This window comes from Haloarcula sp. CBA1129 (assembly GCF_008729015.1).
GTDB lineage: Archaea > Halobacteriota > Halobacteria > Halobacteriales > Haloarculaceae > Haloarcula.
Genome location: NZ_RKSM01000001.1, coordinates 3,255,482 through 3,280,058, shown reverse-complemented (window position 1 = coordinate 3,280,058; position 24,577 = coordinate 3,255,482). Strand labels below are relative to the sequence as shown.

Here is a 24,577-nt window from a genome sequence, read left to right as displayed (position 1 = left end):
CAGAAGGTGAGACAATCGACGAGTGAGGAGCCAGACCGCGTCAGTCCGCGGCGATGGTTTCGCTAGCGTCGTCGAGTAGTTGCTCGATGGAACGGTCGCTTGGCTCGTTCTCCAGCAACACGTCGATAGGCAGCGTCGGCGCACCGTCGACGAGGTTCTCAAGCAGGACGAGCCGTTCGCGGGCCCGGGACATCCCGACGTAGAACACGCGTCGTTCGTTGTCGGTTAGCGTTGGAACGGGACTGGTGTGTTTCGTGAACTCCTCCATACCGGGCACCTCGATGCCCTGCTGGTCGACGGTCGCGGCCATCTGCTCGACGACCTTCTCCGTGAGGTCAGTCGCGACGAACACATGGTCGGCCTCACGACCTTTGGCAGAGTGGATGGTCCCCACACGGACTCGGTCGGCGTCCATTCCGGTGTAGTCGCCGGTGAAGTAGGCATCGACGGTCCGCTCCTGAAAGTTAGTCACTTTCCTGAGCATATCGCCCGCCGAGGCCGCATCCGGCAGGAACGGAACGTGCTCCTGAACGACGTCGGGTTCGATTTCGATGTCGGCGATGTCTTCGTCCTCGTGGGACTCGTCGATTTCTTCGAGCGCGTCGAAGAGGTCGTCGCGTTCGCCCGTGCCGAAGGCAGAGTCGACGAGCATGTCGGCGAGGCGACGGGCTTCGAGCACCGTAAGCGGCTCGTCGGCTTCGACGGCTTCGAGCCCGTTGACGTACTGGGTGAGCCGGTCGGTCCACATCCGCTGGTCGGTGAGACAGGAGAAGGGAATCCCGTTGTCGATGAACTCGTCGATGAACTGGAACATCTGGTAGCGGGCCCGGAACAGCACCATCACCGTCTCGTCGGACTGCTCGATGGTCCGCGTGACGTTTCGGGAGAGATCGAACATCGAGGGGTTCTGGACCGCCTCGACGCGGCCGCCTTCTTTGCGCGGATTGAGGTCTTTCTCTTGGCGCTTCTCGATGTGGCGCACCTCGCGGTTGACGACGTTCAGGATGCGCGAGGGGAGCCGGTAGGAGTTTGGCAGGACCTCGTCCTGAGTGACGATTTCCTCAAGCAGGAGGTCCGGGTCCGCGCCCTGCCAAGCGTAGACGACCTGGTCGTCGTCGCCAGCGATGAGCACCCGCTCCATGTGGGGCTTCCACTCGTCGTACACGTCGTACTGCAGCGTCGTGATGTCCTGAAACTCGTCGATGATGAGGTACTCGACGTTGGGCAGCAGTGAGCGTTGGGCGACCCGTTCGAGCATATCCGCGAAGCCCGTCAGGTCGTTCTCGCCCTTGTAGGTGCGCCAGCCGCGGATGACGCTTGGCACGTCGACGCGGTCGTCGTCGGTCGGCCACGTCGGCGTGTATTTGTTGCCAGTCTGGGCGTTGTCGTCGATTTCCGGCGGGAGTCGGACTTCCTCGTCGTCCCATTTGAACGGGACGTCGTACCAGTCGGCCACGTCGCGGCGAGTCCGCTGGAGCCACTGGCTCGTCGCGATGATCTTGTTCCCGAGAGTGGTCGAGCGGGCAGAGCGGCGACGGGACCCTTCGTACTCGTCCTCGTAATCGATACCGAACTCCTCGCAGAAGGCCTCTTTGTCGTCCTCGCCGACGACATCGCCACGAGAGAGGTTCAGCAGTTCGTACGCCTTCGCGTGCATCGTACAGACGTTCCCGCGAAGTGCACGAGGGGACAGGCCGAGTCGGTCCGCAAGCCGCTCGCGGATCTCGGCGGCCGCCGCACGCGTGTACGAGACAACCAGTACGTCACGGAAATCGACGTCGTCGTCTTCCAGCAGTTCCTCGACGCGGTCGAGTAGCGCCGTCGTCTTCCCGCTACCGGGCCCACCGAACAGGCGGACAACCTCGGTGGTCGAATCAGTCATTGAACATGTAGTGGGACCGCGGCCAAATAAACAACGTGCTTTACGGGGACGACAACTGACAGGCGCACCCGAACGGATTTCTCATCGGTACAGCGACACGTACAGCATCGCGAACCCGATGATGAACGGGATCGTCTCCGCCATCTGGAAGAACACGCGAACGATGGCACCGGTCTCGCCGGCGCTCAGTTGCGTGATGACACTGGAGATGGCGACGCCCATACTGATGAACGCAAAGCCGACGAACGCGTACTGGAGCCGTTCTGACGGACGCTTCCGGTAGGCCTGAAAGCTAATGAGCGTGATACCGAGTGTCAGTCCGAACACTACCATCCGCATCAGGACGAGCGCGCCACGTGCGATAGCCACGCCAGTCGTCATGCGGTCACCCGTTCACTGGTCAACAAATTCATTCCGGGTTCAGCTCGTCCCAGAGCTGACTGAACCGGTCCGGGAGGTTCTCCTCCCGATAGATGCGTACTTTGTACTCCTCGTCTTCGAGCGAGATGACCGTCGACTCGAAGTTGGACTCGTACACCTTGTAGTGGTTCCCGTCCTCGGCGACGAGTGTTCGGTCGGTGACAAGGTCGTACTCGTCGAGCAGTTCGATGCGTCGATACACCGTCGGCAGCGAGAGGTCACACTCCTCCGCGAGTTCCTTCGCAGACTGTGGTTCTCGACTGATTGCGGCGAGTACACGACGGGCGTGCTGGTCGCCGATCGTATCGAGAACCTCCTCGATGCTCTGTTCCTCAGCCACTACACCAGAATTCGCGTCATATTATATAAGCGTTTTCGAGCACTGTGGTGATTTCACGTTCAGAAAACACTGCCCCGTTTATATCATGATAGCCCCTATAGCACTGACTGCGGATTGCGTTCAGGTGAGACGATGTCCGGAGACAACCTCCGTCGCGTGACGACGGGCAAGATGCAGGGCAAGACAGCCGATGAGCGAGTGACCCCTCTCGGCGATACAGAGCGCCCGGAATCGCATGACCCACCCAGTCGTGACGCCATCACGGAGTCGGTGTTGGATCCGGTCATTGACGACGTCGTCGACGGCGATACCCCAGTCGATGACGGCCTGGTCACACAGAGTCTGGAAGAGATCCTACTGGCGATGATCGCAGTCGCCGATGGTGGCACCCACGGGACCGGACTGATGGAGGAGCTGGAAGCCCAGTTCGGTGCCGAGCTGAGTCCGGGGACAGTGTACCCCCGGCTGCACGAGTTAGAAGCGGATGGCACGCTCCAGATGCACGAACTCGTCCAGACGAAACAGTACGGAATCGCGGACGATGCAACTGCGAGAGAGCAGATCGCAACGTCTGCGTACCAACATCTCGCGCTCGGGCTGTTCCTCCATGCGTCGCTCGATGCGCTGTAACCACCACACACCGGTCGATCCGCCGATGCACGACCCCCCAATCGTCGGCTACGAACCGGTCGGCCCGCCGACACACCACCCCCCAACCGTCGGCTGGCCACACACAGACTCCCCACTTCCTTTCCGCGCAACGTGATGCAGTTACGACTGTCTGAGCCGGCGCTGTCTCGATAGGAGACGTAGTGACAGATCCCGCCAGCGGGCGTGCTGTCGGCTCTGCCGGTCAGTACCGCTGCTACCGGATAAGAGCGGAAGATCGAAAACCGGAGTATCCTTACCGTACCGGTGTCCAGCCACACACCGAGCACTGTGCCGCTGTCGCCTCGTGAAGGCCGCCACAATCAGGGCACTGCTTCTTGTTATAGCTCTCTTCCCAACCACTCTGGTCCACGTCGTGGCCACGTTGGGAGAGGAACTCGTCGAACATATCGTCACTACTCGGTGCGGACGCCATACATGCTATGGTATATCACACCAGTATATAGGTTTAATGGTATTGTGAAACATTGCCATAAGTAACGGCGTACCACGCGCGACGAGATGGTCAGTCACAACGAGCTGTGTCACTCAAGAGTTGTCCGACCAGCAGACAGCAGCAAATGAGCAGTCGTTCAGACGGTGTGCTGGATTCGCTCGCGTCCGGGTACCATCGGTCAGCTTTCGGTCCCAACCGGGTGGGTATAGTCAACGGTGACACGGGTGCTTGCGATGAGCGCGTTCGCAATGGTCTCCGACGCCTCTTCCTGTTCGGTCCCACCATCGATAGAGAGTGTCTCGCCGAGAGCGAACACCTGAAACCGGTGTTCATAGGGCTGTCCGGCCGGCGGACACGGTGGTTCATACCCCGGCTCGTTTGGGGGCTGTGTTCCCTGCCGAGCGCCGCCGAGCGTGTCGAGAGTCGGCTTGCGAGGGAGTCCGGCCGGAATCCGCTCCGTCTCTGGCGGGACGTTCCACAGCGTCCAGAACACCGGCTGGCTGAACACGCCACCGTCATACTCGGCTGTGACGGCAAGCGCTGCCGTCGGCTCCGGGACGCGCTCGATGACAAACGGCGGCGAAACGCCGTCGCCGTCGCAGGTGAATCGGGCCGGAAGCTCGTCGCCGGAGCTGAACGCGGGGCTCGATACTTCGAAAGCCGGTGTTGTATCGTCCGACTGCCCGGTACAGCCCGCGCTCCCGACCAGTGCTGACAGCCCGAGCGTCCGGAGGAAGTGGCGACGGCGCATGTCACAGTGGGAGGGACAGGTGGTAATCTGCCTTGTGATACCGCGCCACGCACTGCTACGAATCCGGGGACACGAGAGCACCGGTCCCTATCAGGGCGAACATGTTCCCGCCCGTCGCCAGCGACTGAGAACGTCTTACCCCCTTCTTATTTTGGGGTACTGGAGTTCCAACCACATGAAGCTCAAACGCAAAACGATCGCGAAGGTAATCGCCGCCGCGTTCGTCTTCAATCTCATCGTCATGGGGGCCGGCGCGTGGATCGCGTACCAAGAAGCGCCACCCATTCCGGAGCAGGTCGTCGGACCCGACGGCGAGACAGTTCTCACGGGCGAAGACATCCGTGAGGGCAAGAAGACGTTCCAGAAGAACGGGCTGATGAACCACGGGTCGATTCTCGGTAACGGCGCGTACTACGGCGCGGACTACACCGCTGACTCGCTGGAGCTGAAAACCCAGCACATGCGGACCTACTACGCCGAGGAGCGCTACGGGACCGAGTACGACTCGCTGTCGACGGCCGAACAGGCCGCCGTCGACGATGACGTCAAACAGGACCTGAGCGGGGAGTACGACGGCGGGAACATCGAGTACTCCGCCGCGGAGCTGTACGCCCATCAGCAGGTCCGACAGGAGTACGTCGAGCGGTACCACGAGGGAAGCCACGAGCGGGGCGTCCCTGAGGGAATGATCGACTCCGAAGGCGACGCCCGGCAGTTCGCCGACTTCGCCATGTGGACGGCGTGGTTCTCCCATACCGACCGCCCGGGCGGCGAACACTCCTACACGAACGACTGGCCGTACGAGCCGGCCGCCGGTAACGATGCGACCGGCGCGGCGATGACTTGGAGCGTCATCGCAATGGTCCTCCTCGTCGCTGCCGCCGGTGGCGGCATCTGGCTCTACCAGTCTGTCAGCCTCCCGGAACCGTCCGCCGCTGACCTCTCAGTTCCGGAACCGGGGGACGTGAGCATCTTCCCCAGCCAGCGGGCCGCCCTGCGGTTCATCCCGGTCGCCGCCGGGCTGTTCCTCGCGCAGGTGTTACTCGGTGGGTTGCTCGCGCACTTCTACATCGAACGGGCCGGGTTCTTCGGCATCGAGGAGATCTTCGGCGTTCACATCCTCCAGATTCTCCCGTTCGCGATGGCAAAGACTTGGCACATCGACCTTGGCATCCTCTGGATCGCCGCGACGTGGCTCGGTGCGGGACTGTTCCTCCCGCCGCTGCTGACCGGCCACGAGCCGAACCGCCAGTCGACGTACATCGACGTGCTGCTTGGAGCCATCGTCGTCGTCACCGTCGGCGGCCTCGGCGGCATCTGGCTCGGTTCCCACGGATACTTCGGTGACCTCTGGTGGCTGTTCGGCAACGAAGGGCTAGAGTACCTCGAAGTCGGGAAGGTCTGGCAGGTCGGACTGCTCGTCGGTTTCGGCCTGTGGGCTGTCCTCTCGATTCGGGGACTGAAGCCGCTGCTGGACCGCGAGCCGGTGTTCGGTCTCGCACACATGATCCTGTACGCCGGCGGCTCCATCGCCCTGCTGTTTACCGCCGGGTTCTTCTTCACCCCGGAGACCAACATCGCCGTCACGGAGTTCTGGCGCTGGTGGGTCGTCCACATGTGGGTCGAAGGGGCCTTCGAGTTCTTCATCGTCGCCATTATCGGGCTGACGCTGGTGTCGATGAACCTGCTCAGCCGCCGCAGTGCCGAGAAAGCGGTCATGCTTCAGGCCTTACTGGTGATGTCCACCGGTGTCATCGGTGTCTCCCACCACTACTGGTGGGTCGGTATGCCCGACATGTGGGTCCCTATCGGGAGCGTGTTCTCGACGCTTGAGCTGCTCCCGCTGGTGTTCATCCTCTACGAGGCGCTGGGCCAGTACCGAGCGATGTCCGAGACCGGCGGGTTCCCCTACAAGCTCCCGTTCATGTTCATCATCGCCAGCGGGGTCTGGAACTTCGTCGGGGCCGGCGTGCTCGGGTTCTTCATCAACCTCCCGCTCATCAACTACTACGAGCACGGCACCTACCTCACGGTCGGCCACGCCCACGCCGCGATGTTCGGCGCGTTCGGCTTCCTCGCGCTTGGGATGGTCACCTACATGCTCCAGCTGGCGATCAAGCCCGGTCGCTGGGACGGCTCTTGGCTCCGGGCGGCGTTCTGGTGCTGGAACGTGGGGCTGGCGCTGATGGTGTTCGTCTCCGTGCTGCCCGTGGGTTTCCTCCAGCTGGAGGCCGCCTTTACCGGCAGCTACGCCGCGGCCCGGAGCGTGGCGTTCTACAACCAGCCGCTCGTCCAGACGCTGTTCTGGGCGCGACTCCCCGGTGACACGCTCATCATCCTCGGAACGGCCATCTACGCCGCCGACCTGATCCGCAAGCGGTTCGTCCTCCGGGCGTCCGAGGACGACCCCACGGTCGAGGACATGGCCGTCGCGGAAGGCGTGATGGGCGACGACTGAGGCGCCGCCGGGTTTCGGCTGTACGTCGCCACGGCCGAAACACGGCTTGGCCGACAGAAGCGAGAAGAGGGTGAAACGCCGGGTCTAAACTGGGAACTGCGTCGCCGTCCCGGCGACGATGACCCACGTCACGAGGACAGCGTTGATTGTCGCGCCGACCCAGACACGACCCGTCTTTCTGAAGAAGTAGGTGCTAACGAAGGCCACGATACTGAGCAGGGCGACGAACTGCAGCGCCAAGATCGTCAACAGCGGGTGGCCAAGCGGGAGCGGCTGGCCGGTCAACAGCGGGATGTACTGAACCGCCAGCAGCACGACGAATCCGCCAACGACGAGAAGCCAGTTCGTCGCCATCGCACGGCGGAGCGACCGGGACTCGCCTTCTGGACGGAGCTGGCCGTGCAGGAGCGCGCCGAGGACGACGAAGAAGGCAAACAGCGGCAGGAGATACGAGAGGCCGATGCGGAACTGTGCCGGCGACAGAAGCTTGATCGCGAACACCCAGATGCGGAAGTCCGTCTGGAACAGGAACGCCACGACGGCTTCTAGCAGGTACAGCACGGCAACGGTAGCGACGCCGGCCAGAATCGAGACGCCGACCGTCCGCGCGCCGTCGCCCGTATCGAGGCCGTAGTTCGCAAGCGACACCGACGGGTCGTCCGCATTACTCGTGTAATGCCACACTGCGAACAGGACCGCGGTGATGACCGCGTTCCCCAGTGCCCAGACGATGACACCGTTGTTAATCTGCTGTGGGAACAGCCAGCTGAGGCCGATAATCGCCGGTGCAGCGTCCTGCAGCGGGAAGTAGGTCACAATCGGAATGGCAGCGGCGAGTAGCGACGCCGCGTACCGCTTGCCGCCGGTCATTCCCTTCCCTTCGGGGTACTCCCGGCGAAGCCTGTCTGTCGATGTTCGCTCGATGAGCAGCCCGCCCGCCGGGAACAGCGACAGCACCCCACCGATAAGGGCGATAAACGTCCCCATCGATTTCCAGTACCAGACCTGATTGCTGGGGTCCATCTCGTCCTCGCCCTCAAGCGTTAGCTGGAGCCATTCGATTGACGCGCCGATGGCTGCGGTCGAGAAGTGGTCGCCGGGGTGGGTCGTTGCCGGCGTGTACAGCCGCCGTGCGGTCCCATCCTCAACGCTGCCGTAGGTGCGCTCCCCCTCGACGGCGCTGTCCGTGCCGAACACCGTCTGAAGCTTTTCGCTCTGCTCGACATCGGACGCACTCGCCGTCCCCCACATCAGCGGGGAGAACTCGTCGTACTCGCTGAACACGACGGCGAGATTCCGTGGGAACGACTCAGTGCCTTCGGGAGCGCGGTTCGATCCCGTCGAAGAGCCCTCGATGACCATCGATTCGTACCCGTCCGGGTGGGCCGCGGCCGCCGTGACGACGGTCCAACCGCCCATCGAGTGCCCCTCAAGGCCGATGTTTTCGTTGTCGACGTAGTCCAGTGACCGAAGGTATTCGAGACTGTCGGGGCCGCCGTAGCCGTTCTTGAACGCCGGCGGATCCGAGTAGCCGTGGCCCGTCTGGTCGATTGCCAAGACGACGAAGCCCCGTCTCGCGTACTCGATGGCGAACGGCGACTGCGTCTCCTTCGAATTGATATACCCGTGGACGGCCAACACCCCCGGCTGTGGCGAAGCGCTGCTCGCCTCCTCAGGGATGTACAACGTCCCGCTCATCATCGTCCCGTTGGTCCCAGAGAATGTCACGTCGCGAACCTCGACGGAACCGGCGTCTGTTTGTACTGTCCATGCAAGTCCGCTCCCGCTGAATATCAGGAGTAGCGACACTGCAGCTACGAACCACAGTCGTCTATCATCGTTCATGATAATACTACGGGCGCAGGTGAGACACTTAGGGAATTAAAGTTACTGTAAACTCCGGGCCAACGATAAAGAATTGAAAGCGGCGACGCCGAACATGCACGAATCCGTTTTATAAAGGGTTGCTGTCCCGGTTTGGACGGCTCTCGGTCACGCCTCAGCAGTTCGTTACTTTTCGGTCGGGTTCAACAATAAACTGCTGTCCGAGGGGACGACGGGTGCAAATAGCCGGTTCTCCGCGCCGCTCTGGCGTCGGGTTACGCGCTGCCGAGTTCGTTGGTCCAGAGGTGTTCGATGTCGGCTTCGAGGTCGGTCGTATCGAGCGTCTCGACACCGGACAGGTACTCGCGGGCGTCGGTGAGGTGCTGCTGGACGGCAGCCACGTCGTCGACCGATTTCGCGGCACAGAGCGACACCCGCGCTCGGTTGATTTCCAGTCGCTCCCCGAGCGCCTGCGTGACCGAGATGTCGTGCTCGTCGCTGAGCTGTGCCATGCGGTCTAGCACGCTTGTCGGGACTTCCAGCTGAGCCGCAAGCTCTCGGGACGGCAGGTCGACCATGACATCCGTCGTCTCACACTCGCTCTCCCCCCACGGCGCGATAACGTACTCCTGTCCCTCTGTGGACATATGACACTGGACACGCTGGGCACTCATATTTACTCACAAGCTAACAGGAAGAATGGAGTGTATACCAGTCGTTCGTCGGCGTTAGTCGTCGGCTTCGGCTGTCTCTGGCCGGGGTATCGTCACGTCCGTGAGTCCGGCTTCGATTTCCTCGCGTCGGCCCTCGAACTTTCCGGGCAACACCAGCCGGCCACCGAGGTCGTCAAGCGGTTCGTCGCTGGTATAGCCCGGGCCGCTCGTGGCGAGTTCGAACAGCACGCCGCCAAACTCCCGGAAGTAGACCGACCGGAACCAGTGGCGGTCGATCTGTGAGGTGGGGCGCAGCCCCGCACTGCGGACGGCCTCGCGCATGGACTGCTGGTCCTCGTCGGTCGGCGTCTGGAAGGCGACGTGGTGGACCGTGCCGTGGCCCTGACGACCGCCCTCGATGGTCGGCAACACGTCGACGTACTTCCCGACTGACCCGGGCGCGGCAAAGCGGGTTCGTTCGTCGCCGGGAGTATCGCCCTGTGCCTGTTCGGTGTCGACCTCCTCGAACCCCATCTTTCGGAGCAGGTCCTCCGTTGGTTCGGGGTCAGCCAGCCACAGCGTCACGGAGTGAAAGCCCCGGATCGCAGCGTCTTCGGGGACGAACTCCGTCCACGGCTCGGTCGGGTCGTCGTCGGGAATCTCGACCTCGACCAGTTCGACCGGGAGTCCGTCCGGGTCGCGGAACGGGAGGACTGTCTCGCCGAACCGCTCGACACGGTCGTCGTAATCGACACCGTACTCGTCGAAGCGATCCTCCCAGTAGTCGAGGCTCCCCTCGGGCACGCGGAACGCGGTACGTGAGACCTGTCCGGAACCGACCTTCCCCTGTGCGTGATCCTCCCACGGGAAGAACGTCATGCTCGTTCCCGGGTTCCCCTCGGCGTCGGCGAAGAAGAAATGATACGTGCTCGGGTCGTCCTGATTGATCGAGCGCTTGACGAGCCTGAGGCCGAGCGTTTCAACCCAGAAGTCCATGTTCTGCTGTGGGTCACTCGCGATGCATGTGACGTGGTGGATGCCCGGCGTGGGGGTGGCTTCGGTCATTGGTATCAATACGTGCCGGAGCTACTTGAGTGACTGCTGACGCGAGTGTTACCGGGTACGGTCGATGGAGAGGACTGGCAGCTGTAAGCCTGCAACGAGTTTTGCCACCTGAGAGCGGCAAATCGCTTGAAATAGGTACAGATAACAGTATGAGTGATGCGACGGACAGCAGTTATATATGACACTGGTGGGACATTCGTGTATGGCAGACGCGGACCGGACAGCGATTCTTGGCGGGACTTTCACACCGATTCACAACGGTCACCGGGCGCTACTACATAAAGCGTTTCAGACCGCGAGCCACGACGGGCGCGGCGACGGCCACGTCATCGTTGGTCTGACTAGCTCCGAACTGGCCACGGAGACGCGCAGCGACCCGGCACACGCCGAGCAGTTGGGTGCATACGACAACCGTCATGCCGCACTCGATTCCGAGTTAGACCAGTTAGGCGAGTCCTACACCGCCACCTACGAGATCCTCCGGTTAGACGACACGCAAGGACCGGCCGCGACACGGGCGGACGTGGATGCGCTCGTCGCTTCGCCGGAGGCGAAGGCACAGCGCCGCGCCTACGAACTCAATCAGCAGCGACGGGACGCGGGACTCCACCCACTAGAGATTCACACGCCGCCGTTCGTCGTCGCCGAAGACGGCACGCGAATCAGCAGCACCCGGATTCGGAACGGCGAGATCGACGTGCACGGCCGCCTGCTCGACGAGTCAGAATGAGAGCCGGCTGACGGGCCCCGGATCGCCACACCTTAGAGCGTCACTCCACAGTATCCAGACCGCCTGTGTCCAGTCGTTCGGCAGCCTCGTCGACGGTCAGTGGCACGTCCGCCGTTCTCCCTTCAAACAGTCTGACGACCTGTGGCGGGCGCAGGTCACAGTTCCTCAGCAGGTCGGTATCAGTCAGGAGGTCGCGGGTGGTCCCCTTTGCAGCAATCGCTCCAGTATCATCGAGTAGCAACACTCTGTCTGCGACGTGGGGGACGAGCTCGGTGTCCGGCGTCGAGACGACGAGCGTGACGCCGTCGGCCGCGAGGTCGTCGAGCAGGTCGAGGATTGTTTTCCTGTTCGCGGCGTCGACGTTGCTCACCGGTTCATCGAGCAACAGCACGTCCGGCTCGACGGTAAGCGCGCTGGCGAGTGCAGCCCGGCGTTGTTCGCCACCGCTGAGGCGGAACGGCGGTTTCGATAGGAGGCCACCGAGGTCCAGACGGTCCGCGACTCGCTCGACGCGGCGGTCGACTTCCGCCCGGTCGCAGTCGAGTTGCGCCGGCCCGTAGGCGAGGTCCTCGCGGACGGTCGGATTGAACAGGTAGTCTGCGGGGTTTTGCGTAAGGACGCTCATGCGACTGCGGACGGTGTCGGCATCGGTCGTCTCCCCGAAGTACCGGACCCCCCCGTCATCGGGGTCGACTAAGCCGCCCAACAGCTCCAGCAGCGTCGACTTGCCGGCCCCGTTCGGGCCGAGCAGCGCCACGCGGTCGCCGCGTTCGACAGTTACGTCGACACCGTCAACGGCCAGTGTTCCGTCAGGATATGCGTACCGGAGATCAGTTGCCTCGATGGTAGTCACGCGATCACCACCACGACGGCCAGTGTGACGCCCAGTCCGAAGACGAGATCGGCCCGCCCGAGCGGTTCCCGATGCCGTGTCGGCGTCGAACCGGTGCCGCCGCGAGCGCGAGCGGCCCGCTGGACCCGCTCGCCGCGTTCCAGACTCCGGACGAGAAACGAGCCCACGAAGTGCCCCGAGTCGCGCCAGTTCCGGCGAAGACTCGGCTCGGCGACGGTCCGGCTCCGCCGAGCCCGGACCATACGTTCGAGTTCGGCAAAAAAGAGGAGGAGATAGCGATAGGTGATTCCGAGCAGCGAGACGGCAATCGGTGGGACCCGGAGCCGACGAAACGCACCCAGCAGGTCGGCAAAGCGAGTCGTCAACAACAGCACTGACAGGAAGCCGACGCACGCGGTCACCCGGATGGCGAACGTGAGCACGTAGTCGACGCCGGCGGCCGAGAGCGGGAGCGAACCCAACGAGGGCCCACCCATCAGGACGGCCTGTGGCGCGACGACGACGAGCGCGAACGCCGGCGGGCCGGTCAGCCGACCCAAAAAGGTGCGGACGGGGACCCGGGAAAGGGCTGCCAGCGCCGCAGCGAGGAGAGCGAGTGCGCTGACGACTGTCAGCGTCCGCTGTGTCACGGTAACGGCCACAAGTGTCGCGGTGCCGACGAGTTTGACCGTCGGCGTGACGGCCTGAAGAAACCCGTCCCGGTCCGGCAGGTCCTCCGCGAGCAGGAACCACTGGGCGCTGGCCGCAATGGCCGCGACGGTCCGGTCGAGCAGGTCTCTGCCGGACATACGTTACTGCCGCGTCTCAGTATCCGTCCCGAGCGCGCGACCGATGGCAGCGCCGACGAGGAGCGTCAGCGCGGTCCCGACGACAGCCGACACGAACGTTCCGGGTGCGCCACCGAGTCCGGGGACGCCGTAGTCCGGGAACAGCGCGGTGCCGACAGCAGTGGCGTGGTCCGTCGCACCGGTCGTCTCGGCGGCGTTCTCGAGCGGTTCGGCGTAGCCGACCTGACCAGCCGCCCACCCGAACACCGGTGTGAGCAGCGTCAGGACCAGCAACGCGGCGAGCGCGTGGGGCAGCCAGTCGGGGCGTTCCCAGACCATCACGCGCTCACCTCCGGGGCGGCGTTGGGTCGGAGGTCGGGGCGAGCGCGGGCGAGGTAGCGATAGACCGAAGCGGTGATAGCTCCCTCAATCAGCCCCAGCGCGAGGTGCCCGACGCCCATTATCGACAGCGTCGTCAGCAGCTGATACTGGAACGCCGAGGAGAGGCCGAGCTGGAGCGCGGCGGTCAGCGCACCGGCCGTGATTCCCAGCCATCCAGCGGCGAAGGCAGCGCGGAACTCGCCGTAGGGGACGAGGAGGCGGTAGATGCCGTAGCCGACGTACACCTCAACGACGGCCATGTTGAACACGTTCGCGCCAAGCACCACGAGCCCACCGTCGCCAAAGACGAGCGCCTGAATCGTGACGACGGTCGCGACACAGAGCGCGCCCAAATGCGGTCCGAGGAGAATCGCCGCGAATGCGCCCCCGACAAAATGGGCGCTGGTACCGCCCGGGATCGGCCAATCGAGCATCTGTGCGGCGAAGATGCTCGCCGCGACGACGCCCAGAAGCGGTGCACGCGCGTCCGATATCTCGCCGTTGACGCGCTTCGCAGCGACGCTCAGAACAGCGACTGCAAGCACGCCGAACAGCAGCGCGAGCGGTAGATCGATGTATCCGTCGGGAATGTGCATGCTACTCCACTCTGGCTCCGCCGTTCTAATAATACTTTTTCATCGAGCAGTATTACCGCGGGCAGGTGAGTATTACCGAAGCCCAGATACCCATATGCTGGCCCGTCCCTATCGACACACATGAGTGAGGATCTCGACCGGATCAGCCTGACACTCCCGTCGTCGATGGTCGACCGACTCGATGGCATCGTCGACGAATGGGAATACGCGAGCCGGTCGGAAGCAATCCGTGACTCGCTGCGTGACTTCTTCGCGACATACGAGTGGGAGTCCGGTGACGAGCAACACCACCACGGGACCATCGTCATCGTCCACGACCACCATGTATCAGGCATCGCCGACGAACTCCAGACGGTCCAACACGAAATGGCCGACATCATCACCTCTGTCCAGCACATCCATCTCTCCCACGACACCTGTATGGAAACGCTAGTCGTCGAGGGCGTGGGCGGCAAAATCACGGAACTGGCCAACCGACTCCGGGCGATTGGTGGCGTCCAGCAGGTCAAGGTCGTCGTTGTCGACGAGTAAGCAGCGAAGTGTGAGTGAGAAGGGTCGACGAATCGATGGGACTAGCCGGTTCGGTAGCCCGCTCTCCTAGAGGCATTACGTGGCAGAAATGGGCCCTGCCGGATTTGAACCAGCGCTCAATCGGTTATGAGCCGATCGCTTTAACCAGACTAAGCTAAGGGCCCTCAGAACGATGTTGATGAGTCCGCATCTTTAGCCTGTCGGGTTGGAGTCATCGGGTTTCGATAGCTGAAAGCGACAGACTGGCAGTGAAATCGGCCGAGAGAACGACGCCACCGCCAGGGCTCGAACCTGGGACAACCTGGGTAACAACCAGGTGCTCTACCAACTGAGCTACGGCGGCGCGAACGCATTTACTGATTGCCAGAGTTGGTAATTAGGGCTTTCGTTTCCAGTCGGCATCGACACGCTTTCACGCACTTGTGCGTAATCGGCGGTATGAGTGATGAGTTCGACGCCGTCGTCGGGGAAGTGCGGGCACGGGTCTCGCCGACCGACGACGAACGAGCGGAGTTACAGCGAGTCGCCGATGCGGTGATGGCCGACGCCGAAGCGGCCATTGCCGGCCTGCCGGTCGACGCTGAGGTCGTACAGGTCGGGTCGACGGCGCGGGGCACGTGGACCGCTGGCGACCGGGACGTGGACGTGTTCGTCTGTTTTCCGCCGTCGCTCGACCGCGACGAATTGGAGGAGTACGGCCTGACGGTCGGTCACGAGGTTTTGCCCGAGGGGCAGGAGGAGTACGCCGAACACCCCTACGTCGTCGGTGAGCGCGAGGGCTACGCCGTGGATCTGGTGCCGTGCTACGCGGTCGCGGACGCCACGGAAATCCAGTCCGCAGTGGACCGGACGCCGTTTCACACCAGATATCTACAAGAGCGATTGGACGACGAGAGCGCGGGCGAGGTACGGGTGGCAAAGCAGTTCCTGAAAGGTATCGGCGTCTACGGGAGCGACCTCCGAACGCGCGGGTTCTCGGGCTATCTGACGGAACTACTGGTGCTTGAGTACGGCGGCTTCCGGGCGTTCATCGAAGCAGTCGCGGACTGGCACCCGCCGGTTCGGTTGGACCCCGAGAATCACGGGCGCGAGACGTTCGACGACCCGCTGGTCGTCATCGACCCGACGGACCCGGAGCGCAACGTCGCAGCGGTGCTGTCCGCCGCGAACGTCGCCACACTCCAGCACTACGCCCGGGATCTGCTCGCCGAGCCGCGAGCGTCGCTGTTCACCGAGGACGACCCTGACCCGTTCGCAGCGGCAGACGTCGAAGCCGCGGTGTCACGGCGGGAAACGACGCCAGTGGCGCTCCGTTTCGCCGCCCCGGATATCGTCGACGACCAGCTCTGGCCGCAGCTCCGGAAGTCCCTCGCCGGGCTCTGCAGCGAACTCGACCGACGAGGGTTCGAGGTCCTGCGGTCGGCCACGTTCGTCGAGGACAGTACTACAGACACCGAGAGCCGAGCCGTCGGCGGTGCGATATCTGGCGACGACGCCGACCCACCAGCACAGCGGGACGCCGTTTTGCTGCTCGAATTCGCCGTCGCCGAGCGGCCGGCCGTCGAGCGTCACGAGGGGCCGCCAATCCACGTCCGCGAGCACGCGGGGGGGTTTTTCCAGAAGTACGACAACGACGCCGAGGTGGCTGGTCCCTTTATCGACGGTGACCGCTACGTCGTCGAACGACCACGGTCGGTTACCACAGCGCCTGAATTCCTGTCAAGCGATGCCGTTTTCGACGTGGGACTGGGGCCGCGAATCGAGTCGGCACTGGAAGACGGGTACGAGGTACTGGTCAGCACAGAGATCGCAGCCCTTGCTGACGGTTTTGGCGTCGATCTAGCGGGCTACTTCGACCCGAAGCCCTGATCGGCGAGGTCATCGAGAACATCGCGGGCGTCGTCGCTGACGTCATCGTCCGGTTCCATCGGTTGGTAGCCGTCAAACACTTCGTGAACGGTTGTGACGGAGTCTGAGAGCGTATCAAGTCCGTAACCGCCTTCAAGAACAATCCCCAGCGCGGCGTCACAGGTGTCTGTGAGCGAGCGCATGCGGTCCGTCATCGCACCGTATCCTTCGGTAGAGACGCGCATCCGTGAAATCGGGTCGTGTTCGTGCGCGTCGAAGCCGGCGCTGATGAGCAACAGATCAGGGTCGTAGTCTTCAATTGCCGGTGCGATGCATTCGTCGATTGCAGCGAGATAGTCGGCGGTGTCAGCACCGGGTTTGTACTTGACGTTGAGGTTCGTGCCGTCGGCGTCGCCCGTGCCGGTCTCCGCGACATCGCCGGTACCGGGGTAGAGCCCGTCCTCGTGTATCGAGGCGTAGAACACGTCCGAACGGTCATAGAAGATGTCCTGTGTGCCGTTCCCGTGGTGGACGTCCCAGTCGAAGACAGCGACGCGCTCGGCGTCGGCTTCGAGGGCCGCCTGTGCGGCCACAGCCACGTTGTTGATGAAGCAAAAGCCCATCGCGTCGTCGCCGACGGCGTGATGGCCGGGCGGTCGGCCAAGGGAGAACGGTGTGTCGCGGCCAGTGTTGCCGTCAAGCGCGGCTTCCGCTGCCCAGACGGCGAGACCGGCTGACGCGAGCGCGGCGTTCCATGTCTCTTCGACCGCGACGGTGTCGGCGTCCCAGTTCCCGCCGCCGTCGTCACAGAACTCGCGGAACTCCTCGATGTAGTCGGCGTCATGGACCTCACGCACGAGGTCAATGTCGGCGTCGTCGGCAGCGACGTACTCTACACCGTGGTTCTCCTTGAGCGCGCGCCGTATCGCTCGAAGTCTGTCAGGACTCTCCGGATGTCGCGGCCCGGTGTCGTGGTCCAGACAGACCTCGCGGTAGCCGAAGTTCATTCAGTAGTACTGTTCGAGTTCGAAGTACGTTTCGACGTCAGCTGCCTTGATGGTCCGGCGGTCAGCGTGACGAGCCAACGTGGCGGCCGCAGCGGCCGTGTCGTCGGCGTACGTTTCGAGGATAGACGCGAGGGCGACGCGAGCGTCCATTGCGACGCGGTAGTCGTCGTCGATGTCGAGCCGTGCGATACGGTCGACCGGTGCGACGGGGAGTTCAAGGCCGTCCTTCTCCGGGACCTGCCCGATGCCGAAATCGGCCGGCATCAGCGTTTTTCGGCCATCCGTGGTCGCCTCCGTGGCTGCCGTGACGGCAAGCGAGGCGCCGTGGTCCTGTATTCGACGAGCCAGTTCCTCCGCAGCGTCGGCACTCACCCGGAGTCCGTCCGCGTTCCGCCGAATGACCGCATCCACCGGTGCGAACGGTAGCTCGACACTCATACCCAAACCCGGGAGTGTTGCGGTCTTAAGAGTTTCCGTAGCGTCGCTCGCCGACTCAGAACACGTCCTCAGCGTGGAGCCGGTCGTCGCGGAGTTCGCCACGGACCGTTATCTCCTGCCCTAACTGCACGCGCTCGCCGGTCTCGACGCTCATCGTCTGCTCGCCATCGTCAAGCACGACGGGTTCGCCGGTCTGGACGACCGTCCCGGTGAACTCCACTTGCTGGCCGGCGCTCTGTGCGCCACCGTCCGGAGAGGTATCGCCGGTGCCGGCACTGACGGCGGCCGCCCCGTCACCGCCGGTGTCCGCCTCCGTGTCGTCCCCACCGTCGCCGAAGGAAGACAGGCCGGCGTGTTCAGCGTCGGTCGCCTCGGCGCTGGCTCCCCCGCCTGCGCCACCAGTCGCCAGATCCGCGCCGTCATCGAGCACGACAATCGTGGAGTTCCAGCTTGCCGAGGCCTCCTTGTCGTCCTGCCAGCCGTCCTGAATTTCGACGTCGGCCGCGAGCACCTCGTCGCCCGGTGCGATGTCCTTGTCCGCCTTGTCGCCCCACAGCGCAACGCGGATGTCGCCGGTCGCGTCCTGTATTCGGACGTTGCGAACCTGTCCCTCGCTACCGTCGTCCCGGTCGAACGTCCGCTTGGGGTCGGCTGAGCGGACAACGCCGGCAATGTCGACCGTCTCTTCGAGTTCGACCTCCGAGATTTGGTCGGCGTCGGGCTCGAATGCGACGTCGTCTTCCACTTCGTCAACGGCCCCTTGATCGCCGACGTGGAGTTCCAGCGAGCCGTCCCGCTCCCGAACGTAGCCGTCGATTATTTCCACGGCCGCGCCCGCGTCGAGTTCTTCGGCGCGGTCGGCCCGGTCGTCCCACAGCGTCACCCGGATGCGCCCCGTCTCATCGCCCAAGGTGAGGTTCGAGACGCGGCCCTCGCTGCCGTCGTCGCGGTCGAAGGTCCGGATCGTGTCGGTGTCGAGGACGAGCCCGCGAAGCGTCACGTCAGACTGGCCCATCGTCAGCGCGTCGATGGACGAGCCAGCGCCCGGCTCCACGTCGATTGTGGCGTCCTCGTCCGGCTCCGCCTTGTCGACGGACACCTCCAGCCCGTTGTAGCCGTCCTTCGGTCGACCTTTGACCCGGAGCACGTCGCCGACCTCCAGTTGTCCCTCGTCGATGTCGACGGCCTGCCCGTCCCAGAAGGCGAGCCTGACGCTGCCGCTCTCGTCGGCGGCCTCGACGTTGATGACCCGGCCGTCTTCGTCCTCGTCGTCGCGCTCGAAGGTCTTCAGGTCGCCGACGGCCATCACCTTGGCGAGGAACTTCACCTCGTCCATCCCGGGTTCGATATCGGCGATGGCGTTGACCTCGTTCTCGTTGAGTTCGTGGGCCAACAGCATCGCGGCCGTCTCCTCGTCGGCGAGCCCGCCCATCTGCTCGACCTTCTCCTCGACGGCCTCGCGGAACTCCTCCTCGGGGACGTCCGTCTCTAGATCCTCGTAAATGTCCTCTATCGCACCCATCTATCTATGGGACGCTGGGCTGGGGCGCGCTTAAGCGTTGTCGTTGGGCGAGCGAGCGGCCGCTGTCGGTCGATTTCGATGGTCTCCCGTTCATTACTCGATGGTGGTTATGGGATGGCATATAAACCCTTGTCCGCTGGCCCGACAGCAGACACAACTGTTCCATCACGGTGAGAACGGCGCGGGGAGCGGTTAGCGTGTCGCTGTTGTCACAGGGCTCGGGCCGTCGCCACTGTCGTGAGAAACAGACACCGTGCCGGGGAGTCCGTTCGCAAACGTCACCGTAGCCCGGTAGTCGATTTCCATAATCGCTTGCGTACACATATCACCAGCGTCTGTCTGCTCCTTTGTTCCAACGCTAATGCGCAGTTCATCGGACCCAGAATCATACGCTGCCTCTGTCAGGTCGGCCGTTTTGCACCCGTCAGCCCCCCAGATAGTTCCTTCGACGACGACCTGATTGCCGTCGAACGTCACCGTTGCCGAACTCCTCTGTGAGCCGGACTGTCGCCTGATAATACTGAATGTTGTTTCGTTCACACTCGGAGTTTCACCCGGACCCCCTGTGGATGTTTCCTCGCTACCGGGATCACCACCAAAGCAGCCAGCGAGCGCTGTTGAACAACTGAGACCACCGTATCGGAGGATTTGTCGCCGCTTCATATTCTCCATAATGTATTACAGTTGAAATACACTCCCGGTCGCTCAAACCAGCGTTGTAGTGAAGTGTGACTATCCGTCTCGTGACGGTGCGTGAATCGTCACCCTTTTTAGGTGCACCACCCTCTCTCGATATGAGTCCGGATAGGGTAGTGGACTATCCTCTTGGCTTGCGGAGCCAGGGACCGGAGTTCAAATCTCCGTCCGGACGTTCACTCCGTTCACGACCGGACGTGCTCCACGCTCGCGGTGCTCGCGTGGAACTCCGTCCGGACGTTTCTACCGACGCAAACCGCTGAGCGACAGTAATACGGCCACGCTGGCGAACCGTTGCACAGACGCCGATGTGGTTTTCTGACTACGAATGCAACCTACCGTGTGCGCGACCATCTCCGTGCCGGCATCGCAGTGTACAACGACGGTCGCTACCACGCCGCTCACGACGCGTGGGAGGAGTACTGGCTGAACCTCGATGAGGGCGACGACGAGCGGTTCCTCCACGGGCTCATCCAGTTCACGGCGGTCGTCCACCACGCCAGCGAGGGGAACTGGGCGGGCGCGCAGGGATTGGCCGAGAGCGCGGCGGAGTATCTCGACGGCCTGCCCGACCCGTATCACGGCGTGGCGCTGGAGGAGGTCCGGTCGTTCCTCGCGGCGACGGCGGCGGACCCGCACCACGCAGCAGTGGACCCACCAGCGTTGACCCACGACGAGGAAGCCATTGATTACGACGCACTGGACTTCGACGCCACCGCCATTGCCGCCGAGGTGCTAGCGGAGGCCGGCCAGTACGACGAGGGAGTTATCGACGACGCTGTTGACCGCGCGCGGAGTGAACTGGCGGGCAACGGCGGCTCCCAGTTCGTCGGGATGCTGTTCTCGTTCATGCGCGAGCGCGACCAGCGGCCCGTCGTTTATCAGCGGCTCCGAGACCACGTCGAACTGGAACAGCAGAAAGACGACGACGTTCGAGGGTTGTTCGGCGAGTCCGAGTGACGGACGACGTCGAGAGGAGAGTGCTGTTACGGCTCCGGTTCGGCGACGCGTTCCTCGCCGTCGAAGTGCGCGGAGTTGTCCCGTGGCTCGTAGCCAAGCACCTCTTTGGCGCGCTCGATGGAGTAGTACTTGCGGTCGTTGTCGGAGATGCCGTAGACGATCTCGTACTCGTAGTCGGCCTGCAGCGCGCAGTCGTGGATGTGGGCACAGTCTCGATACGAGAGCCACATCGCTTGCCCGCGCTCGTAGTCGATGGGCGGGTGGCCACGCGTGAGATTGCCGATGCGGATGTTGCAGACGGAGAGTCCGTGCTGGTCGTGGTAGTAACGGCCCAATACCTCACCGGTGGCTTTCGAGACGCCGTAGAGGTTGCCGGGGCGGGGGAACTCCGTCCCGTCGAGGCGATACTGGTCGTCCGGGCGATACATCTCGGGCGTGCGCTCGTCCGTTTCGAAGGAGCCAACGGCGTGGTTCGAGGACGCGAAGACGAACTTCTCGACGCCCTCGTCGACGGCGGCCTCGTACATCTTCTGGGTGCCGTCGATGTTGTTTTCGAGGACGGAGTCCCAGGGGGCTTCCGGCCGGGGATCGCCCGCCAAGTGGATGACGGCACCGACGCCGTCCATCGCCGCGGCCACGTCGCCCTCGCTCGATACGTCCCCGACGAGGTACTCGTGGTCGGGCTCCTCGGCGGGTGGGCTGTGGAACATGAGTTTCCACTCGTAGGCGTCCTCGAGGCCTTCGAGGATGGCCGCCCCGACAGCGCCGCCAGCGCCGGTGAGCAGAACCGGGTCGTCCATTCGTATGAGAGGATACGTCGCACGCAATAGGTAGCTTGCGGTTCGCTTTTCTGTCGCCCAGCCGGACCGATTGTATGGAACCCACAGCTCCGCAGGAGGCATGTTTCGAGGCGGGCGTCAAGTTCGGGTCGCTGTATCACCAGTTCGCTGGGACACCGATAAGCCCGGACAGCGCCGGTTCGCTCGCGGCGGCGATGGAGGAGGCCATCGAGAACCAACCGTTCTGTGAGGCGGTCACCGTCAGCGTTCGCACAGAAGCGCTGGAAGACGCTATCGACGAGGGCGGCGCAGACTACACAGAACTCACCGGGCGGCTGATCAACGTCGAGATGCGCATCGAATATGAGGGAGTCACAGTCGAGACAAGCATGGCGATGGAGGACGGCTACCCGCTGATGCAGGTCGACGCAGTGCAGGAATGAATGGCTGGAAAGACGCCTGAATCCCTGACACAGCCCCGAAAATTTTACCAGAGCGGGCTGTGAGAATTCCGACATGGCCCTCCACGCAGTCGACGATATCGACGACGCAATCGACGCGACGAAGTCGTTTCTGTTTCCGTTCGAGAAATGGATGTGGCTCCGGATGGCGTTCGTCGTGTTCTTCATCGGTGGCGGCGGTGTCGGACTGAACAACGCCCAGTCGTTCGGCAACTTCAGTGATTTCGGCGGGAACGGCGGCCCTAGCGGCCCCAGCGGGCCGGGGGGCGAGTTCCAGCTGGCCGCACCGCTTGAAAGCGTGGCATCCCTGCCCGGAAACCTCGCCTTGCAAGTCTCCGAGCCCGGTGTCCCGTCCGGAGCACCTGACGAACTACTCGCCGGGGCTGGGCTCCTTGTGTTCGCCGTTATCGGCCTGTTCGTCCTGCTCGCACTCGCCTATGGAATCGTGAGCAATTTCATGGAGTTCGTGTTGACTCAGGCGCTCATCGACCGCGAGATACACGTTCGACAGTATTTCAGCGAGCACGTCGGCAACGGAATCCGACTGTTCCTCTTCAGGCTTGCTCTGGTGGGAATCTGGCTCGGCGTTGCAGTCCTGATCGGTGCAGCCGTGTTTTTCTTGGCGCTCGGTGGCGAGGCCGCGAACGTCGGTGCGTCGAGCGTCCTCGCGCTCTCAGGGCTGGTCATCGCCGTGTTCGCAGTGTTTGCGATCAGCTACGGGGTCGTCTTCGGCTTCACGACGGTGTTTGTCGTCCCGCTGATGGCGGCAGACAATGACGGCGTCCTCTCCGGGTGGTCGCGGCTCTGGGGCTCGATCAAAAGCGAGCCGAAACAGTACCTCGCCTACCTGTTTTTCTCTATCGTCCTCCAGATCGGTGTCGGTATCGTCGGTGCGATTCTCGGGATTATCGCGTTCATCGTCGTCGCGATTCCGGTCGGACTCGGTGCGTTTGCGCTGTATCTCGCCCTCCAGAATACCATCGGAATCGCCCTTGCCGTCGTCCTCGGCCTACTGGGCGGGCTGGTTTTTCTTGTCCTCAGCACGCTCATTCAGGTCCCGCTGACGACGTTCCTGCGATACTACGCGATGCTCGTGCTGGGAGACATCGACGACGACATGGATCCGATTCCCGAGGTCCGCTCGGACATCCGGTCCGAGTAGCCACAACGGTTTTTCGGTTTGAGGAATTACCGTCCGGTCACGTCTTGCGGTTTCACTTTCACTTTCAGGCGGGCTTTTAATCCCGCACCGTCCCAACGACTTCGTATGAGTCAGTCAAGTCTGGACGACGACGAACTGTTCGGCGAGGCGGCCAATGAAATGCGTACGGACGTCGAGGAGTCACTCGCGAAGGCTCGCGGCGCGCTCCCCGAGGCCGATGCAGTCTGGGATGTGGAGGCCGACAACACGCTCGGCGTCCTGAACTCGCTCAAGACCGCACTCGACGTGGGCGACGCCGAGGACCACCTGCGAGACGCCAAGAAGTGGTACACGATGGGCGAACGCGCGGACGCCTTCGAGGACGCCGATGACCTCGCCGAAGAGATCGAAACCATCGCAGGCCTCATCGACAACGTTAGCGACGCCCGCGAGCAGGTCGGTGACCTCACTGCGACCATCCCACAACTTCGCAGCACGCTCGAAGAGTTCGAGAGCGAAGACGGGGCAGACGCGGAGGCGGACGGCGACGCCGACGCGGAAGCGGAAGCCTGAGTTCGGGACAACCACATCCCGGCGGCCGCTCGCCCCGCGGCCAGCGCGTCGCTCGCGTCGTCCACTGGCACTCGTCCCGTACGCCGATCTGTTCCGTGTGAGTGGCTACAGGCACAGATTGGCGGCTGACTTTTGCTCAAACAGCACTCACAGAGAGGCGAAAGCCTGTGCTATCGCTGAAATACGACAGCGGCCCGTCTCAGACGATGGAGTCCGGGCGCGTCGAGAAGTAGTTGAACACCGCGCCGAGGCCGATCCCGTAGACGACGTGGGCAATGAGGGTCAACACCGCGTACAGCACCAGCGTGAGTCCGGACTGGTCGGTGTAGAAGGCGAGCACGAAACCGGTCCACATAGCACCGCCGAAGAACGCGCCGCTGACGGGGTCGGACTGGCCCGGGAGGTACGCCTTCAGCGAGGCAAACAGCAGCGGCCACGGGAACATCCCGCCGCCGAGGAAGATGAAGAAGCCGAACAGGACCTCCGGGACGTAGCCGGTAAGGCCCACGAGTTCGGTGAGGATGGCGAAGTCGTTGAGGTTGAACGCGCCCAGTGACTGGGCGATGAGGAAGACGACCGACATCATCGCGGTCCCGACTAGCCCGCCGGCAGCACCGATGACACCGTCGGCGAGAATCCCGGCGAGGCTATCGAACTCCTCGACCTCTGTCAGGCCGTCGTCGTTGATAGGTGGGTCCTCGACGCCGGATGACGTGTCCTCCATGGTGTGTTGTAACATAGCAATTGATAAAAAGGTTCCCGCACACGTTAGGCCGCGGAAGTATATATGTCAAAT

The 24,577-nt window shown here is 63.2% G+C and carries 27 protein-coding genes and 3 tRNA genes; 10 read left to right on the top strand and 20 right to left on the bottom strand.

The features are described 5' to 3' along the window. Nucleotides 1-40: 40 nt before the first annotated feature. The 3 genes from Har1129_RS16675 to Har1129_RS16665 form a co-directional block, all read right to left on the bottom strand. Entirely contained in the window at nt 41-1,882 is a 1,842-nt protein-coding gene (locus Har1129_RS16675; protein ID WP_151101851.1) for a UvrD-helicase domain-containing protein, read from the bottom strand. A gap of 81 nt (nt 1,883-1,963) precedes the next feature. Beyond that, nucleotides 1,964-2,263: a hypothetical protein gene (locus Har1129_RS16670; protein WP_151101850.1), complete on the bottom strand. Its 300-nt coding sequence runs from the start codon at nt 2,261-2,263 to the stop codon at nt 1,964-1,966. Between the two features lie 28 nt (nt 2,264-2,291). After that, entirely contained in the window at nt 2,292-2,642 is a 351-nt protein-coding gene (locus Har1129_RS16665) for a helix-turn-helix domain-containing protein (protein WP_151101849.1), read from the bottom strand. Nucleotides 2,643-2,774: 132 nt separating this feature from the next. Here Har1129_RS16665 and Har1129_RS16660 point away from each other — a divergent pair, with 132 nt between their 5' ends. After that, nucleotides 2,775-3,272 (top strand): PadR family transcriptional regulator, encoded by a 498-nt coding sequence (locus Har1129_RS16660; RefSeq protein WP_151101848.1) that lies wholly within the window; start codon nt 2,775-2,777, stop codon nt 3,270-3,272. Nucleotides 3,273-3,546: 274 nt separating this feature from the next. On the opposite strand, the gene Har1129_RS16655 is transcribed toward Har1129_RS16660, so the two are convergent. Continuing rightward, nucleotides 3,547-3,726 (bottom strand): HVO_0416 family zinc finger protein, encoded by a 180-nt coding sequence (locus Har1129_RS16655; RefSeq protein ID WP_151101847.1) that lies wholly within the window; start codon nt 3,724-3,726, stop codon nt 3,547-3,549. 199 nt (nt 3,727-3,925) lie between these two features. Then, nucleotides 3,926-4,498 carry a YbhB/YbcL family Raf kinase inhibitor-like protein gene (locus tag Har1129_RS16650; protein ID WP_151101846.1) on the bottom strand — a complete coding sequence of 191 codons (573 nt, stop codon included), beginning with the start codon at nt 4,496-4,498 and terminating at the stop codon, nt 3,926-3,928. 175 nt (nt 4,499-4,673) lie between these two features. Between Har1129_RS16650 and Har1129_RS16645 the strand changes: the two genes are divergently transcribed. Next, nucleotides 4,674-6,956 carry a nitric-oxide reductase large subunit gene (locus Har1129_RS16645; RefSeq protein ID WP_151101845.1) on the top strand — a complete coding sequence of 761 codons (2,283 nt, stop codon included), beginning with the start codon at nt 4,674-4,676 and terminating at the stop codon, nt 6,954-6,956. Nucleotides 6,957-7,040: 84 nt separating this feature from the next. On the opposite strand, the gene Har1129_RS16640 is transcribed toward Har1129_RS16645, so the two are convergent. The 3 genes from Har1129_RS16640 to Har1129_RS16630 form a co-directional block, all read right to left on the bottom strand. Next, nucleotides 7,041-8,801, bottom strand: a complete 1,761-nt coding sequence (locus tag Har1129_RS16640; RefSeq protein ID WP_151101844.1) for an alpha/beta fold hydrolase — start codon at nt 8,799-8,801, stop codon at nt 7,041-7,043. A 254-nt stretch (nt 8,802-9,055) separates the two neighbouring features. After that, the gene (locus Har1129_RS16635; RefSeq protein ID WP_151101843.1) at nt 9,056-9,427 is read right to left on the bottom strand and encodes a hypothetical protein; all 372 of its coding nucleotides are present in this window, start codon (nt 9,425-9,427) and stop codon (nt 9,056-9,058) included. An 81-nt stretch (nt 9,428-9,508) separates the two neighbouring features. Then, on the bottom strand, nt 9,509-10,498 hold the full coding sequence (locus Har1129_RS16630) for a ring-cleaving dioxygenase (RefSeq protein WP_151101842.1): 990 nt from the start codon (nt 10,496-10,498) through the stop codon (nt 9,509-9,511). A 202-nt stretch (nt 10,499-10,700) separates the two neighbouring features. On the opposite strand from Har1129_RS16630, the gene Har1129_RS16625 reads away from it, so the two are divergent. Next, nucleotides 10,701-11,228: a phosphopantetheine adenylyltransferase gene (locus tag Har1129_RS16625; RefSeq protein WP_151101841.1), complete on the top strand. Its 528-nt coding sequence runs from the start codon at nt 10,701-10,703 to the stop codon at nt 11,226-11,228. A gap of 40 nt (nt 11,229-11,268) precedes the next feature. Here the strand turns inward: Har1129_RS16625 and Har1129_RS16620 are convergent, their stop codons facing one another. Genes Har1129_RS16620 through Har1129_RS16605 form a run of 4 tightly spaced genes read right to left on the bottom strand, consistent with a single transcriptional unit; the run spans nt 11,269 to nt 13,825 of the window. Further along, entirely contained in the window at nt 11,269-12,081 is an 813-nt protein-coding gene (locus Har1129_RS16620; protein ID WP_151101840.1) for an energy-coupling factor ABC transporter ATP-binding protein, read from the bottom strand. Further along, nucleotides 12,078-12,869 carry a cobalt ECF transporter T component CbiQ gene (gene cbiQ / locus Har1129_RS16615; protein WP_151101839.1) on the bottom strand — a complete coding sequence of 264 codons (792 nt, stop codon included), beginning with the start codon at nt 12,867-12,869 and terminating at the stop codon, nt 12,078-12,080. Before cbiQ ends, Har1129_RS16620 begins: the two co-directional genes overlap by 4 nt. Nucleotides 12,870-12,872: 3 nt before the next feature. After that, nucleotides 12,873-13,187: a PDGLE domain-containing protein gene (locus Har1129_RS16610; RefSeq protein WP_151101838.1), complete on the bottom strand. Its 315-nt coding sequence runs from the start codon at nt 13,185-13,187 to the stop codon at nt 12,873-12,875. Further along, the gene (locus tag Har1129_RS16605) at nt 13,187-13,825 is read right to left on the bottom strand and encodes an energy-coupling factor ABC transporter permease (RefSeq protein ID WP_151101837.1); all 639 of its coding nucleotides are present in this window, start codon (nt 13,823-13,825) and stop codon (nt 13,187-13,189) included. Before Har1129_RS16605 ends, Har1129_RS16610 begins: the two co-directional genes overlap by 1 nt. A 120-nt stretch (nt 13,826-13,945) precedes the next feature. Between Har1129_RS16605 and nikR the strand changes: the two genes are divergently transcribed. Beyond that, nucleotides 13,946-14,356: a nickel-responsive transcriptional regulator NikR gene (nikR, locus tag Har1129_RS16600; protein ID WP_151101836.1), complete on the top strand. Its 411-nt coding sequence runs from the start codon at nt 13,946-13,948 to the stop codon at nt 14,354-14,356. 89 nt (nt 14,357-14,445) lie between these two features. On the opposite strand, the gene Har1129_RS16595 is transcribed toward nikR, so the two are convergent. Continuing rightward, nucleotides 14,446-14,520: transfer RNA gene (locus Har1129_RS16595), tRNA-Ile, on the bottom strand. 106 nt (nt 14,521-14,626) lie between these two features. Then, a tRNA-Asn gene (locus Har1129_RS16590) sits at nt 14,627-14,699 on the bottom strand. Nucleotides 14,700-14,794: 95 nt separating this feature from the next. Here Har1129_RS16590 and cca point away from each other — a divergent pair. Further along, a complete protein-coding gene (gene cca / locus Har1129_RS16585) occupies nt 14,795-16,225 on the top strand; it encodes a CCA tRNA nucleotidyltransferase (protein WP_151101835.1) in 1,431 nt (476 codons plus the stop codon). Here the strand turns inward: cca and Har1129_RS16580 are convergent. The 4 genes from Har1129_RS16580 to Har1129_RS16565 all read right to left on the bottom strand — a co-directional run bounded on the left by Har1129_RS16580 (nt 16,204) and on the right by Har1129_RS16565 (nt 19,648). Continuing rightward, the gene (locus Har1129_RS16580; protein WP_151101834.1) at nt 16,204-17,211 is read right to left on the bottom strand and encodes a histone deacetylase; all 1,008 of its coding nucleotides are present in this window, start codon (nt 17,209-17,211) and stop codon (nt 16,204-16,206) included. The genes cca and Har1129_RS16580 overlap by 22 nt on opposite strands. Beyond that, the gene (locus tag Har1129_RS16575; RefSeq protein WP_151101833.1) at nt 17,212-17,649 is read right to left on the bottom strand and encodes a histone; all 438 of its coding nucleotides are present in this window, start codon (nt 17,647-17,649) and stop codon (nt 17,212-17,214) included. It lies immediately after the preceding gene. Between the two features lie 55 nt (nt 17,650-17,704). Beyond that, nucleotides 17,705-19,171: a single-stranded DNA binding protein gene (locus tag Har1129_RS16570; protein ID WP_151101832.1), complete on the bottom strand. Its 1,467-nt coding sequence runs from the start codon at nt 19,169-19,171 to the stop codon at nt 17,705-17,707. 192 nt (nt 19,172-19,363) lie between these two features. Then, nucleotides 19,364-19,648: a hypothetical protein gene (locus Har1129_RS16565; RefSeq protein ID WP_225307837.1), complete on the bottom strand. Its 285-nt coding sequence runs from the start codon at nt 19,646-19,648 to the stop codon at nt 19,364-19,366. A gap of 321 nt (nt 19,649-19,969) precedes the next feature. On the opposite strand from Har1129_RS16565, the gene Har1129_RS16560 reads away from it, so the two are divergent. After that, nucleotides 19,970-20,042, top strand: a tRNA-Arg gene (locus Har1129_RS16560). A 167-nt stretch (nt 20,043-20,209) separates the two neighbouring features. After that, nucleotides 20,210-20,827 carry a DUF309 domain-containing protein gene (locus tag Har1129_RS16555; RefSeq protein WP_151101830.1) on the top strand — a complete coding sequence of 206 codons (618 nt, stop codon included), beginning with the start codon at nt 20,210-20,212 and terminating at the stop codon, nt 20,825-20,827. A gap of 26 nt (nt 20,828-20,853) precedes the next feature. On the opposite strand, the gene azf is transcribed toward Har1129_RS16555, so the two are convergent. Further along, nucleotides 20,854-21,627 (bottom strand): NAD-dependent glucose-6-phosphate dehydrogenase Azf, encoded by a 774-nt coding sequence (gene azf, locus Har1129_RS16550; RefSeq protein WP_151101829.1) that lies wholly within the window; start codon nt 21,625-21,627, stop codon nt 20,854-20,856. Nucleotides 21,628-21,701: 74 nt separating this feature from the next. Here azf and Har1129_RS16545 point away from each other — a divergent pair, with 74 nt between their 5' ends. The 3 genes from Har1129_RS16545 to Har1129_RS16535 all read left to right on the top strand — a co-directional run bounded on the left by Har1129_RS16545 (nt 21,702) and on the right by Har1129_RS16535 (nt 23,781). Beyond that, nucleotides 21,702-22,049: a dihydroneopterin aldolase family protein gene (locus Har1129_RS16545; protein WP_151101828.1), complete on the top strand. Its 348-nt coding sequence runs from the start codon at nt 21,702-21,704 to the stop codon at nt 22,047-22,049. Nucleotides 22,050-22,122: 73 nt separating this feature from the next. Continuing rightward, nucleotides 22,123-23,229 carry a hypothetical protein gene (locus Har1129_RS16540; RefSeq protein ID WP_151101827.1) on the top strand — a complete coding sequence of 369 codons (1,107 nt, stop codon included), beginning with the start codon at nt 22,123-22,125 and terminating at the stop codon, nt 23,227-23,229. A gap of 105 nt (nt 23,230-23,334) precedes the next feature. Next, the gene (locus Har1129_RS16535; RefSeq protein WP_151101826.1) at nt 23,335-23,781 is read left to right on the top strand and encodes a DUF5790 family protein; all 447 of its coding nucleotides are present in this window, start codon (nt 23,335-23,337) and stop codon (nt 23,779-23,781) included. A gap of 199 nt (nt 23,782-23,980) precedes the next feature. On the opposite strand, the gene Har1129_RS16530 is transcribed toward Har1129_RS16535, so the two are convergent. Further along, a complete protein-coding gene (locus Har1129_RS16530; RefSeq protein WP_151101825.1) occupies nt 23,981-24,505 on the bottom strand; it encodes a DUF6789 family protein in 525 nt (174 codons plus the stop codon). Between the last annotated feature and the right edge of the window lie 72 nt (nt 24,506-24,577).